This window comes from Mesorhizobium sp. WSM4808 (genome assembly GCF_055811675.1).
Window position 1 is genome coordinate 141,525 of the sequence record NZ_JBVVQX010000009.1, and the last position, 12,552, is coordinate 154,076.

The window sequence follows — 12,552 nt, forward strand, 5'->3', positions numbered from 1 at the left end:
TCCCCTCGATTGACTCGCAAGCCAAATCCTGATTATCGGGATAAATACCGATTTTCGGAGGAACTTGAAATGGCTGAACTCCCGCGTGTGACCTACTCGAACATCGGGGTGGATTTTTCCCCTGTTCACGCTCACCTCGATGCAATGATCCCGGATTCGAGAAGAACACACTGGGTCGCGAGTGGTCGACGCCGTTTGCGACTGGCGCTCGGAAAGAGATCCTGAGCCCTATCGACAAGAAGATCTCTCTCGGCAAGTTCCCGGTTTCAACCCCGTCAGACGTCAAGTCCGCGATCCAGGCAGCCCGGGCCGGCGCGAAGACCTGGAACCGTTCGACGCTGGACGATCGCCTTGCATTCGGCGCCCGCTGGCGAGAGGCACTGGCGGAGCGGAAATATGACCTCGGTTTGGCGGCGCTCTACGAGATCGGAAAGTCCCGCATCGAGGCAGTCGGCGAAGCCGAGGAATGCCTCGACATGGTCGAGTACTACGCATCGGAGATGAAGGCGAACAACGGGTTCGTCCGGCCCATGAACGTGTTGGTCGAAAACGAGACTGCTACGAGCGTCATGAAGCCCTATGGCGTCTTCGCGGTCATCGCTCCTTTCAACTTTCCGCTCGCCTTGTCGATCGGCATGGTCACGGGTGCGCTGTTGACAGGCAATGCGGTGGTCTACAAGCCGTCGCCGGGTTGCGCGCTGACCGGACTGCTGATTGCCGAAACGCTTCGCAAAGCGGGCTTGCCCGAAGGTGTTTTCAACATCGTGCTTGGCGATGGAGAGGTGGGGCGCCTTCTTGCCACCGACAACGGCATCGACGGCGTTGCATTCACCGGCTCCCATAAGACCGGCATGAGCATCTTCCGTCATATGGCAACGCTGCCCCACATGAAGCCCGTCATCGCCGAAATGGGTGGCAAGAACCCCGCCTACGTGACGAGCAAGGCCGACCTCGACCGCGCGGCGCAGGGGGTGGCGCGCTCCGCTTTTGGCCTGCAAGGCCAGAAGTGCTCCGCATGCTCGGTCGTGTATGTCGACGAGAAGGTCAAGGCGGAATTTATCGGGAAACTGGTAGCGTTCGCTGGAAAGCTTGGTGGTCGGAGATCCTCGTAAGGCCGAGACCTTTATGGGCCCTGTCTATGGCGACGCCACAGTCGGCCGTTTCCAGGCAGCGCTGTCGGAAGTCGAGGGCAAAGGCAAGGTGCATTTTGGGGGCGCCGCCCTGGGCCAGGGATTTGCGAACAACTACGTCCTGCCGACGGTCGTCGAACTTGATGGTCCGGGACGGCTGACCCGCGACGAACTCTTCATGCCTTTCGTGGTCGTCCGCGGTTTTGATAGTCTCGATGCCGCGATCGAAGAGGGCAACGACATCGCCTACGGATTGTCGGCCGGCATCTTTACCAACGACCAAAAAGAGTTGCGTCACTTCCTCGACACCGCCGAAGCGGGGGTTCTCTATGCCAACCGTGCGAGCGGCGCAACGACGGGTGCATGGCCAGGCGCGCAGCCATTCTGCGGCTGGAAGGGCACCGGGGTCAGCGGCAAGGGCGGTCTCGGCTCCTGGTTCCTGCCACAGTACCTGCGCGAGCAGAGCCACACGATCATGACCAAGTGATCGAAAGAGGTCGCGCCCTTCGTCGCGGCCATCCAAGACTGTCTCCTTCATCGGTTTACAAGATTATGCGCCACTATCCAGATTCAATGCCGAAGTCCCGCGAGATGTTCGAACGGGCCCGCAAGGTCATGCCGGGAGGAAACACCCGGACAACGGTCTTCATCGACCCGTTTCCGATCTATGCCCAGCGCGGCGAGGGCTGCCGCGTCTGGGACGTCGATGGAAACGTCTACTACGACTGCATCAACAATTTCACGGCCATGATCCATGGCTACGGCCATCCCGCCGTCACGGCCGCGGTGGTGGACCAGATGCCCCGGGGATCGGCTTTCGGAGCGCCCACCGAGAGCGAACTTGATCTTGCTGAACTGTTGGTGGAGCGCCTTCCGTCAGTCGAGCAGGTTCGCTTCGCCAACTCCGGCACGGAAGGCGTCATGATGGCGATCAAGGCGGCTCGGGCGTTCACCGAGCGGCCGAAGATCGTCAAGATCGAAGGTGCCTACCATGGCTCCTACGACTTCGCGGAAGTCAGCCTGGACAGTTCGCCCGCCAACTGGGGCGACATGCCTGCCTCAACGGCATACGCGAAAGGCACGCCGAAGGGAGTTCTCGATGATGTCATCGCGGTGCCGTTCAACGATACGGAGGCGCTGCGTGCCGTCTTCGACGCGCATGGCGACACGATAGCGGGTGTTCTGATCGACCCGATGCCGAACCGCGCCGGACTTATTCCCGCGCGAAAGGATTATCTCGACGCGATGGTCGAGATCGCTCATGCCGCCGGCTCGCTGGTGATCTTCGACGAGGTGATCTCGCTCCGCCTTGGCTATTCGGGGGCGCAGGGCCTGTGGAGCATCACGCCCGATCTGACGGCTCTCGGCAAGATCATCGGCGGAGGATTCCCGGTCGGCGCCGTCGGCGGCCGCGCCGACGTGATGGCGGTGTTCGATCCAACACGAGGCAAGCCCGCATTGCCGCATGGCGGCACCTTCACCGCGAACCCGGTGACGATGCGAGCCGGTCTGGCGGCGATGCGCGCGTTGACCCCGGCTAGCTTCGCGCATCTGGACGCTATCGGCAGCCTGCTTCGCGAGGGCATCACGGCCTCGCTTGCTCGCCATGGCCTCAACGGGCAGTGCGTCGGTCTCGGCTCGCTCTTCAAAGTTCATTTCACGGCGTTGCCGATCACGGACTACCGGTCAGTCTATCCGGGTGCGTCCGAACGCATGAAGCTCGACCTGTTCCACAAGGGTCTGCTCGACCGCGGCGTGCTTTCGGCGAGTTACGGACTCTTCGCGCTTTCCACCTCCATGACCGAGGAAGACGCACGCGAGATCCTTTCCGCAATCGACGGCGCCCTCGCAGCAATCGCTCCGAAGCAATGACGTAGCGCGTCCAGCGCCGGATCCATCCGGCACGGGACGACGCAGCAACAGATGGAAGTCACATGACAGCTTCTCCTCACGTCGTCGTCATCGGTGCGGGTACCCTCGGTATGTGTTCTGCGCACGCGCTCGCGGAACAGGGCGCTCGCGTCACCGTCATCGACGCACAATCCATTGCGTCAGGATCCAGCGGCCGCTCGGTCGGGGTCGTTGGGACACAGCTCACGGATCCGTTCGAGATACAGCTGCGCATGCAATCGGTGCAGCGCGTCCGCCGGTGGCAAGAGCGCCTCGGTCTCGGCTTCAGCCCTATCGGCTACCTGCGTCTGGCGCGCACCTCCGAGCAGATGGAACTGTTCGCCCGCTCGGTGGAGATCCAGCGCGATGCCGGCTTCAGATCCAGGGTCTACCAGGCGAACGAGCTTCAGCAACTCGTGCCGCACTTGAGTTCAGATGGGCTCGAAGGCGGCATCTTCGGGCCGGACGACGGCTTCCTCGATCCCCACGAAATGTGCACGCTGCTGGCGCAACAGGTGAAGAAGCTCGGCTCCGAGGTTTTCCAGTTCCGCAAGCTGCTTGGTGCCGCGCGGACATCCGGTGGCTATCGGTTGGACACCAGCAAGGGGCCGATCGGCTGCGACTTCGTCGTGAATGCGGCAGGCGCCTGGGCGCCACGCGTTGCCGAGATGCTCGGACAGACGCTGCACATCCACCCCGAGCGCCACGAGGCGCTGACAATCCACTTGGACGCGCCGCTCCCGTACACAATGCCGATGGTCATGGATCTGGTGAACGGGCAGGGCACCGGACTCAACTTTCGGCACGAGAAAGCGGGCGAGCTCATCGCCGAGATACACAAGGTAAGTTCGCCGTCGCCCGAAGATCCGGACAACTACAACGAGCAGTGCGAGGAAGGGTCCAAGGTCATGCTGGCCGAGATGCTGATCGAACGCCTGCCTGATCTGCCGGGCGCCCGGCTCGGCCGGGGCTGGGCAGGCCTCTACCCTGTCACCGCAGACCACCGTCCCTATGTCGGACCAGTCGATCAGTCGGAGCCCGGTCTGATCACCGCGGCCGGTGCGGGCGGCTACGGGATTCAGCTCGCGCCGGTGATTGGGCTGATCGTCGCAGACTGGGTGCTCAAGGGCTCTCCCGCATCGATCCCAGGCACCGAAAGTCTCGCTCCAACTCCGGAAAGAAACGTTCCGGGCACACATACTGCGGCGGCTTGACCAGTGGGACACCGGCGTTAGCGCAAGGACAAAGAATCCATGCCCGAGGCAGAAAATATCGTACGCATCAAGAACATCAACGTGATCTATGGCGGCCATCACGCCGTGAAGAACGTCTCGCTCGACATCACGCGCGGCGAGGTCGTGGCGATCGTCGGACCCAGCGGCGCGGGGAAGAGCACGCTGCTGCGTGCGATCAACATGCTCGAACAGCCGTCATCCGGCACCCTTGAAGTGGGTGCCATCCGGTTTTCGGTCGACCGCAATCTGTCCGCCGGAGAGCTGCTGAGTCTCCGACGTTCCACCGGGATGGTTTTCCAGTCCTTCAACCTGTTTCCGCACATGACCGTGCAGCGCAACATTTCGCTGCCGCAGATGCGGGTTCTGGGGCGCACCAAGGAGCAGGCGGACGCGCGCACCGCCCAATTGCTCGAACGCGTATACCTTACGGACAAGGCGCAAGCCTAGCCGGCGCGCCTGTCGGGTGGCCAGCAGCAGCGTATCGCGATCGCACGCGCCCTGGCTCTTGACCCCAAGGTGATGCTCTTCGACGAACCCACGAGCGCCCTGGATCCCGAACTCGGGCTTGAGGTGTTGGCCGTGATGCGCGAGCTCGCCCAGGAAGGCATGACAATGATCATCGTCACGCACGAGATCGCCTTTGCCGCAGACGTCGCCGACCGCGTAATCGTCATGGCTAATGGAGAGATCATCGAGCAGGGTCCGCCTGATGCCGTGATCCGCAATCCGTCGTCGCCCCGCACGCGGCAGTTCTTCCGTGCCGTGGTCGATCGCAGATGATCGACCTGCTGGTTTCACTGCTCAGAGGCGTTCCGGCCACGCTGCTGGTGACCTTCGGCGCTTTCGGAGTCGGGGCCATCGCAGCCATGCCGCTGGTGCTGATGCGACGTTCCCGGTTGCTTCTGCTAAGCGCGCCGGCGCGCCTATACATCGACGTTGTCCGAGGAATCCCGCCGATCGTCTGGCTGTTCATTATTTTCTTCGGATTGGGCAGCGGAGTGATCGTTCTCAGTTCATATCAGGCTGCCATCCTGGGCATGGGGTTGGTATCAACGGCCTATCTCGCTGAAATCTATAGGGGTGGCTTCCTGGCCCTCTCGAAGGGCCAGCGGGAGGCGTCCACGGCGCTCGGTATGTCGCGCCTGGATACGCTGCGCTATATCCTGGCGCCGCAGGTCCTGCGCGTCTCGGTTCCACCCATGGCGACCTTCCTTGTTAGCCTGCTCAAAGACACTACCGTGGCCTCCACGATCGGTGTCCGCGACGTGATGATGTACGCATCGCAGCAGGCTCAAGGCGGCGGCGGCAGCTTCGCGCCGTTCATTTTCGCGGCGCTTCTCTACATCGTGCTGTCCATACCCGTTGTCGTGTTGGCACGCGCCGTGGACGGGCGGCTGCGCTCAAGGGGGCAAGCGAAATGAGCGAGATGCTGGCTAACTGGCTGGACTGGTCGCCCCAGCTTTTCCAAGGAGCTATTGTCAGTCTTCAGTTGGCGGGCCTGGCGCTGCTGTTCGGATTGCCTATCGGCCTCGTTCTTGCGCTTGCCTCTTCCTCTGGAAACAGGCTCGTCCGCTATTTCGCGGTGGTATTGGTCGAGATCGGGCGTGGTGCGGCTGCACTCGTCGTCCTGCAGATGGTCTACTATGGATTGCCTGCTTCCGGGATGACCGTAAGTGCCTTCACCTCTGGCGTGATTGCGTTGGCGCTAACGACAGGCGCCTACACCAGCGAGATCCTTCGCGCCGGTCTGAACGCGGTTCCGCATTGTGAGATCGAGGCGGGCTGGGCGCTCGGCATGACCCGCCGGGACATCCTGCGCTTCGTAGTGATCCCCCAAGGAATCCTGTTCGCAATACCCGCACTGATGGGCTTTGCCATTCTCATCTTCCAGGCGACGGCCCTTACATACACGATCGCCATCCCCGAACTTCTGGCACGCGCCTATCGCGTGGGTGCGGCCACCTACCTCTACCTCGATGTCCTGATCTTGGCGGGCCTGTTCTATCTCGCCATCACCGTCCCGTTCGGGTGGCTGGTCTCGTACACCGAACGTAGGCTGGGCAGCCATCTCGGCTGACCTGCAATCAAAAACCATCAATGTCAGAGGAGAGCACAGTGAAAAATTGGAGTAAGATTATCTCGGCCGCGGCCATTGCTACGGCCTTGGGTGCCAGCGTCGCGTCCGCACAGGATTGCAAGCCGCAGCACGTTTTCGAAACCCTGTCAGCGGGCAAACTCACAGTCGCGCTTACCAACACCGCTCCGTATTCGCTCGAAAAAGACAGCGGCATCGCGGGTATCGACGGCGATCTCGTGAAGCGTTTTGCCAAGGAGAACTGCCTGGAGATCGCTTATGAGATCTTCACATATCCAGGCGCGGTTTCCGCAGTTCAGTCGCGGCGCGCGGACATCGCGCTTGGCGGCTTCTATCGTACCGCCGCCCGCGCGAAGGTCGTCGCTCTGTCTACGCCGGTCTATCTCGACCAACTGTCCGTCACCTCGACCAACGGCATTGATACTGTCGATGGTCTGCTGGGCAAGAAGGTCGGCACCGTTGAAGGATATTTATGGGTCCAGGACATGGAGAAGCTTTACGAAGGCTCCAAGACCTATCCGTCGTCGCTGAACCTCGCGCAGGACCTTCATGCCGGTCGTATTGAGGCGGCGCTCGACGGCTTCGGCTCCGCTGTCATTCAGAACGAAGGACAGAATTATAAGGTAAATGTGCTGAAACAAGATCCGCGCATCGATGCGACCATGAACCCGTCGCAGACCGCCTTCCTGCTGGACAAGAGCAACGAGGATCTCGCGAAGGCCGTTGACACGTCCCTAGAAGCTTACCGCAAGGATGGCGCGATCGCGGAAGCGCTCAAGGCTTACGGCTGGATCCGTCAGCCGCAGATGTCGGTGACGCCCGCGTCATCGAGTAAGCCGCTGGTATGAAGGGCCGCTCCGCCTGTGCCTCCCGTTTTTAGGAAGAAAACCGGGTGAGGCGGGCGGCCTGGACGTTTGCTGCGCGGCTGCGATCCGAGCGTGTGCTAAATGCCTGCCGTCGACTACGTCGCCCCCGATGCCTACATCAATTCGGACGCCGGCAGGATCATGGCCTCGCCGGGCGACCAGATGTCGATTGAGCCGCAGGATCCAGCCTGACGAATGGGACGTGGCAGTGCTGGTCGATTGGCTTCAGCGCGAGACACTGGCGACTGTCAGCTCGCCGACCTCATCCAAGGCGAGGAGCTTCCCTCGCTTTTACGCCCGTTCCTGCTGTGCAGAGCAGTGCCGCTGGCTCGCACCTTGGCTATAGAGCTTCTATCAACGCGCAGTGTGCATGATCGCATCTGTGGGGCGCGGGAGGTTTCGAGGAGAACACGATCTGGCATTTGAAGTTTGCTCCTAGGGCAGCGCCTGCTTTGACGAGCTTCGCCAACGCAAGTCTTGCGGCCTTCCGAGAGAAGATTGTCGCCGGTAGTGACGAAGAGCGCGAAAACTTATTGCGCAAGCTTGACTGCGGCGCTGGCGCACCGGCGGAAGTCTGCTGTTCGGGCTTCGTGCTGGCCGTTGCTCGCGCCAACCGTGGCTAAGTTCGCCGTCCCATCCACTCTTCACGCCGTTCAGCATCGAACGCCTGCCGAGCCTTCGCGGCCCATAGATCTCGTGCATGCTCGCCTTCAGCGCTCTGCAATTTGTCGGCCGCCTATCCCGCTGGTTGCCTTTGCCAACGAGGCCAAGCCTCTTCAGGCCATCCGCGCGAGATCAACCGGTTCGACCTTGACGGGCAGGCCGTGCACCGCAGCGGCATGAGCCAGAATGAGTTTTACAAAACCGATATCGATGCCTAGCGTCATCGGTCCAGCACCTTGGGCAGCCCGGTCACGGCCGAAACGAATGAGCCGCTCGCGATCGAGAGCCGCGATGTTGCACTTGCCGAGATGTCTTTGGAGCAAAGCGAGGGCCGCGGCCTTGGAGCGGCGAGGGGACTTGCCTACATCGCACATGTCGTCGATATGAAGGTCGATGAGTTCGCCGAAGGTTTTCAGGCGCGCTGTTCGAGACTTTGCCGGTGTCTCACCGCGATCGACTTGGCGCTAGGTTTCGGTTGCCCCGGCGCCTGGCGTCGTCTCGGCGCAGAAAAGTCTCGCTGACGTAGCGACCTTTGCGACGGACCTGGACACGCCAGGACCCGGACGAGAGCTTTGTGTAGGTGGCCTTTTTTTCGTGTGCGCTCCGTGTGCACTGAGAGCGTGGCGAAAAAGGGTCGTATTCTGGCGTAAAATCGTGTGCACTCGGCAGGTTCGAACGATTTGATGTTAAAGAAAAAATGCTGAAAAATCAAGATCATAAAGTGGCCGTGGCCCCGATGATGGACTGGACGGACATCGCTAAAAGAAAAGTAAATTCAACAACTTAGTGGAATCAATTCGTCTAAGTTGTACTGTCGTTGTACTCGTCTGGAGCGCGTGCGAAAACCGGGCGCATTACGGGGAAGGGGGCACGAGTGTCGGATGGGAGGCAGCATCCTGCGGTCATCCAGGGATTTGCTGAACTCCAGGCGCAACGAAGCCACGGGAGCGCTAGCTACTTTGGAAGGTGCGTACTTCAGACAGTGCGCTTTCGCGCCGCCTATCGAGGTATGAAGCGAGGTACTGGAGATGAGCGCCTTCGTGCCGGAACTGGCCCTCGATCTAGGCTTGGTTACTCTTGCCGCGGCGATTGCCTGGCTGTCAGCTTGGCTGTGGGTTCGTGCCGATAGTGTCGGCGAGGTCGAGTCCGACAACAGGGCACTGGCAATCGCTCGATAGGCAGTCGTGCCGGCCGCCACGGTTAGCTGTGGCGGTTCTCTATCCAGGCTAGCCAGTCAGCCCGCCACCTATGGACGTTCGCTCATGGCCGATAATTGTTGAAAAAGTCCGCGCCTAAGCCGAAGACGACGTTTGCGTAGAATATCGTTCCGTCAGGCGTCCCGTCCCGAATCCTGATTCCGAATAAAGCCTTGCCATGAAATGAGATTCTGTCGCCAATGCTTGCTCGATCGTGCGTCGGACTTTTTCAACAAATATCGGCCCAAAGCGGATTTCAGGTTTTGTGGCGCCTGAAGCAGCTCGCACGTTAAGCCATTCCAGACCCGGCGCAGCCTTTCGTAGTCCTTTTGGCCGGACATCATCAACCGTTGTGAGTTGTCGGCGGAAACGCCTTCCCAAGTGCCTGCGCGATCATGGAGCCAGCCGCTCCGCGCTTGGCGAGGCTTCTGGAGCACTACACAATCGCGACCGGCTCCGCCGGCGCAGGCTCTGAGAAGGACGGCCGCTAGGTCATCGGGGGCTTTAGAACGGCGCCGATCCGCGAAATGCTGACTGAAGGAATGAAATCGAAGTCGGCGCAAATGCCCATCGCCTGATCTTTCGTCAGTCCCGCAGTCGAGGTGATGTTCGTGTCACCGTTGCCGACCGCCCACGCACTCTCCCATAGGACCGCCAGCAGGTGGGCGCCGCTTCGCATGTTCTTGATGGTCTTGTTTCCGAACTTTCGCCACAGGTGCTCGGCGCGCTCCTTGGGCTTGCCCACAAAAGTGCCGAACTCGTTGACGACCGCCATCGGCGAGATTGAGGTGAAGGTTTTGCGCATCATCTCAATTGTTAGCTTGGCAGCGTCGAAGCCGGTCGTGATCATCTCCACGGCCGCGGTTTTTGGCGTGTTGAGGAGACCGGCCAGGACCTTCTCGCGGAAGGCACTGATCATGGCGTCTTCATATCCGCCGTGTACGCCTTCGCCGAAACGTCGCATCTCGGTTTGACCCTTCCGCTCTCCGCGCGTGAAGGTGTACTCGACCAGGCGCAGCGGATCGCCATCATGCAGATAGGAGATATGGAGCGGCTGGCACGCATCCCCGATGTAGTGGGTGAGGGTACCCGCGGCGCAGACGAATTCCCCCGGCTTGTCGGCAGCGGCGAACTCAACCATCGCGTCGAATGTTTGCCACACACGGAACGGAAGAAGCCCGCGATATTTCTCGGCGATCGGGTCGCCGCTCTCAAGATCGGTGACTGAATCGTAAAAGCCTGACCACTTTCTGGGGTCGATGAAGGTGGCTGGATCGTCTTTGCAAAGGTCCAGAAGTGTTTTGCCACTTGGATCGGGCTGATCCATGTCGGCGAAGTGATTGGGCCCCTCGAACGTGCGAGCGAAACCCTGCTTGGCGATGCGTGGCTTCCAGTAGAAGTCCGGCACATCCGCCAGTGCCACAAAATCCGCCGAGCCCATCCCCGAGAACTCGCCCGCCAGGATGGTGGCGTCATCGTGGCTGATGACATCGGCATTGTTTTTCATCAGCGTGTTGAGTTTCGGCGACCGGTTCGACAGCGCTACTTGAGCGCGGTTGGCGATTGAGAAGTGACCGATGGCACTCCATGTGTCGGGCTGATCCAGATTCCAGTTGCGGACCGGGTCGACGCCCAGCTCGGCGCAGACGCGAGACAGGAGCGTGGCTAAGACATAACTCTGCGGGCGCGCTTCGCCGGCAGAGTAGAGCATGTTTCGGCCCCACTGCATGGCGAGCGGCTGGTAGTCCTTGTGCTTCGGCTTGGACTTTGTCGACTTGCCCTCGTTGTCAGGGTCGAGGAGCCAGAGTGTTCCTGAATCACCTGGGTGGGTCGCGAAGGAGGGTTCTTTCGCTTTGTTGTCCTCAGCGGGACGGGGGCCGATGAGCAGATCAGCGACATACTCAAAGCCGCCATTGGTCTTGTAGCGGTAGAAGAGTGCGGCGATCTCGCCTTCCATCTCACCGCTCGCCGCCCCGGTGCCACGAACGTCGCGGCCGATGAGCGCCAACGAGATGGTGTGGACGGAGAGGTCGACCATCTTGCCCATCTGGCCGACATTTCGGATTTCCGCGGTCCAGCGGTCGAGGTTGTCGATGTCGATAAGGCCGACGTCGAGATTGACGTACACGTCGCGGCCCGGCCAGCCGGGATAGTGTGTGGTGAACAGAGCGCGGGTCAGGTGCTTTTCGGAGCTCACGCCGATGCGCTCCTCCTTGCCGCCCAGCCGTGAATAGATAGTCTCACCCGCATCGCCCGCGACATGGCGGTTGGTGAGGGCATAGACGGTGTGACCATCGCTCACGAGGCAGGCGATGGTCGCAGCGTAATCTTGGCCCTGATTGCGAGCGATAACAGGCCAGCCACCACCGATATTGTTGACGGGAAAGACCGTGTTCAGCGGCCGCGTCTCGTTCATATCTTCTTTGGGCGCTTCGATCACGCAAACCGGCACGCTGCGGCCGTCCGGCAGGTAGAGCGTCTTCGGCACCAGGTCGCCTGGCTTCAGGTCCTTTTCCGGAACCCAGCGCTCGACGAAAACGAGTATTGCTGGCCACGAGTAATAGCGAATTTGCGAGTTCGCGAGGGTGCGCGCATAGGTGCCATGGATCTTGCCTTCGCCGCGCTCGGTTGGCCAGCTATCCTTGGTGCGGATGCGGTAGAGGCCGATGGCCGTCGCTACCACGTTCGCGTGGCGCATGAGGTGGATGTGGTACTGATCCCTCGCATCGAGAAGATCACGCAACGAAAGTTGGTCGTAGACTCGATCAAGACGTTTCGTAGCCATGCTGCCCCCCAACAGGATTGCGATACTAGTATCGTCTCCTCAATCTTCGCCGTCTAGGCCGATGCGTTCCGATTTCGGGAGTAGCATTTGCCCGTCGAAATATTACGCAGCTGGCATTGTGGACCTGTTACGCCTCGAATGCGTAGCAGGGCGGCCACCGTTAGCCGCGGCGCTACCAGGGGCCACGCCAGGCGACAGCGCTGGTGCCCACCGCCGCGGCCGTCTGTCTTAGGAAATGAGCAAGCGCCGAGTTTCCTGGAATCGCAATCGAACTCGGCGGACCGGATTTCGAGGTCGTCGCCCTTTCGGTCGATCGTAAAGGATCGGAAGCCGTCAGAAAGTTCTTCGACGAGATCGGCATCAGGCACCTCGCGCTCAAGATCGACACGTCGAGCAAGGCAATGTTCACCCTCGGCGCGTTCGGCCTCCCGTTGACGCTTCTGATCGACCGCCAGGGCGCTGCTTTTGATGTTCGCGGGCCGCGACATATACAAAGACCGACGTGCCGCCAGGGCGCGTCGGCCGAAGCACCAAGCCGCCCAGAAAGCGCCTAGGAGGGAACGGTTTCCGGGCTTCCGGTTCTGACGGGGTTTTAGACATTTCCGACCCAAGCCCACCCGACCTGGGTTACTTCTAGTTGCCCTGTCTGTTGGGCCTTTGGGGTGAACTCGCGGAGCAATTCTTGTCGGTCC

Annotated in this window: 10 protein-coding genes and 1 pseudogene; 10 read left to right on the forward strand and 1 reads right to left on the reverse strand. The window is 60.9% G+C overall.

The features are described from left to right. Nucleotides 1-221 precede the first annotated feature (221 nt). The 10 genes and pseudogenes from AC0L2U_RS18035 to AC0L2U_RS18080 all read left to right on the forward strand — a co-directional run bounded on the left by AC0L2U_RS18035 (nucleotide 222) and on the right by AC0L2U_RS18080 (nucleotide 9,057). Entirely contained in the window at nucleotides 222-1,112 is an 891-nt protein-coding gene (locus tag AC0L2U_RS18035) for an aldehyde dehydrogenase family protein (protein ID WP_473602439.1), read from the forward strand. Further along, nucleotides 1,093-1,617 carry an aldehyde dehydrogenase family protein gene (locus tag AC0L2U_RS18040; RefSeq protein WP_473602440.1) on the forward strand — a complete coding sequence of 175 codons (525 nt, stop codon included), beginning with the start codon at nucleotides 1,093-1,095 and terminating at the stop codon, nucleotides 1,615-1,617. The genes AC0L2U_RS18035 and AC0L2U_RS18040 overlap by 20 nt, the downstream gene beginning before the upstream one ends. A gap of 104 nt (nucleotides 1,618-1,721) precedes the next feature. After that, a complete protein-coding gene (locus AC0L2U_RS18045; protein ID WP_473602345.1) occupies nucleotides 1,722-3,002 on the forward strand; it encodes an aspartate aminotransferase family protein in 1,281 nt (426 codons plus the stop codon). A 62-nt stretch (nucleotides 3,003-3,064) separates the two neighbouring features. Beyond that, the gene (locus AC0L2U_RS18050; RefSeq protein ID WP_127270694.1) at nucleotides 3,065-4,234 is read left to right on the forward strand and encodes an NAD(P)/FAD-dependent oxidoreductase; all 1,170 of its coding nucleotides are present in this window, start codon (nucleotides 3,065-3,067) and stop codon (nucleotides 4,232-4,234) included. Between the two features lie 39 nt (nucleotides 4,235-4,273). Then, a pseudogene (locus AC0L2U_RS18055) lies at nucleotides 4,274-5,035 on the forward strand (amino acid ABC transporter ATP-binding protein). Further along, nucleotides 5,032-5,676, forward strand: a complete 645-nt coding sequence (locus tag AC0L2U_RS18060; protein WP_127270812.1) for an amino acid ABC transporter permease — start codon at nucleotides 5,032-5,034, stop codon at nucleotides 5,674-5,676. The pseudogene AC0L2U_RS18055 and the gene AC0L2U_RS18060 overlap by 4 nt, the downstream one beginning before the upstream one ends. Next, nucleotides 5,673-6,332: an amino acid ABC transporter permease gene (locus AC0L2U_RS18065; protein WP_473602346.1), complete on the forward strand. Its 660-nt coding sequence runs from the start codon at nucleotides 5,673-5,675 to the stop codon at nucleotides 6,330-6,332. Before AC0L2U_RS18060 ends, AC0L2U_RS18065 begins: the two co-directional genes overlap by 4 nt. 38 nt (nucleotides 6,333-6,370) lie before the next feature. After that, nucleotides 6,371-7,198, forward strand: a complete 828-nt coding sequence (locus tag AC0L2U_RS18070; protein WP_473602347.1) for a substrate-binding periplasmic protein — start codon at nucleotides 6,371-6,373, stop codon at nucleotides 7,196-7,198. Between the two features lie 917 nt (nucleotides 7,199-8,115). Further along, nucleotides 8,116-8,400 (forward strand): hypothetical protein, encoded by a 285-nt coding sequence (locus AC0L2U_RS18075; protein ID WP_473602348.1) that lies wholly within the window; start codon nucleotides 8,116-8,118, stop codon nucleotides 8,398-8,400. Nucleotides 8,401-8,907: 507 nt separating this feature from the next. Beyond that, nucleotides 8,908-9,057, forward strand: coding sequence for a hypothetical protein (locus tag AC0L2U_RS18080; RefSeq protein ID WP_473602349.1), 150 nt, complete (start codon nucleotides 8,908-8,910; stop codon nucleotides 9,055-9,057). A gap of 505 nt (nucleotides 9,058-9,562) precedes the next feature. On the opposite strand, the gene AC0L2U_RS18085 is transcribed toward AC0L2U_RS18080, so the two are convergent. Beyond that, nucleotides 9,563-11,860 carry a Nal1-like putative serine protease gene (locus AC0L2U_RS18085; protein ID WP_473602350.1) on the reverse strand — a complete coding sequence of 766 codons (2,298 nt, stop codon included), beginning with the start codon at nucleotides 11,858-11,860 and terminating at the stop codon, nucleotides 9,563-9,565. Nucleotides 11,861-12,552 lie beyond the last annotated feature (692 nt).

What these genes read in the sequence shown, in the direction of transcription:
- AC0L2U_RS18045 (WP_473602345.1), top strand. Translation starts at nt 1,722, where the DNA reads ATGTTCGAACGGGCCCGCAAGGTCATGCCGGGAGGAAACACCCGGACA.
- AC0L2U_RS18085 (WP_473602350.1), bottom strand. Translation starts at nt 11,860, where the DNA reads ATGGCTACGAAACGTCTTGATCGAGTCTACGACCAACTTTCGTTGCGT.
- AC0L2U_RS18080 (WP_473602349.1), top strand. Translation starts at nt 8,908, where the DNA reads ATGAGCGCCTTCGTGCCGGAACTGGCCCTCGATCTAGGCTTGGTTACT.
- AC0L2U_RS18065 (WP_473602346.1), top strand. Translation starts at nt 5,673, where the DNA reads ATGAGCGAGATGCTGGCTAACTGGCTGGACTGGTCGCCCCAGCTTTTC.
- AC0L2U_RS18060 (WP_127270812.1), top strand. Translation starts at nt 5,032, where the DNA reads ATGATCGACCTGCTGGTTTCACTGCTCAGAGGCGTTCCGGCCACGCTG.
- AC0L2U_RS18050 (WP_127270694.1), top strand. Translation starts at nt 3,065, where the DNA reads ATGACAGCTTCTCCTCACGTCGTCGTCATCGGTGCGGGTACCCTCGGT.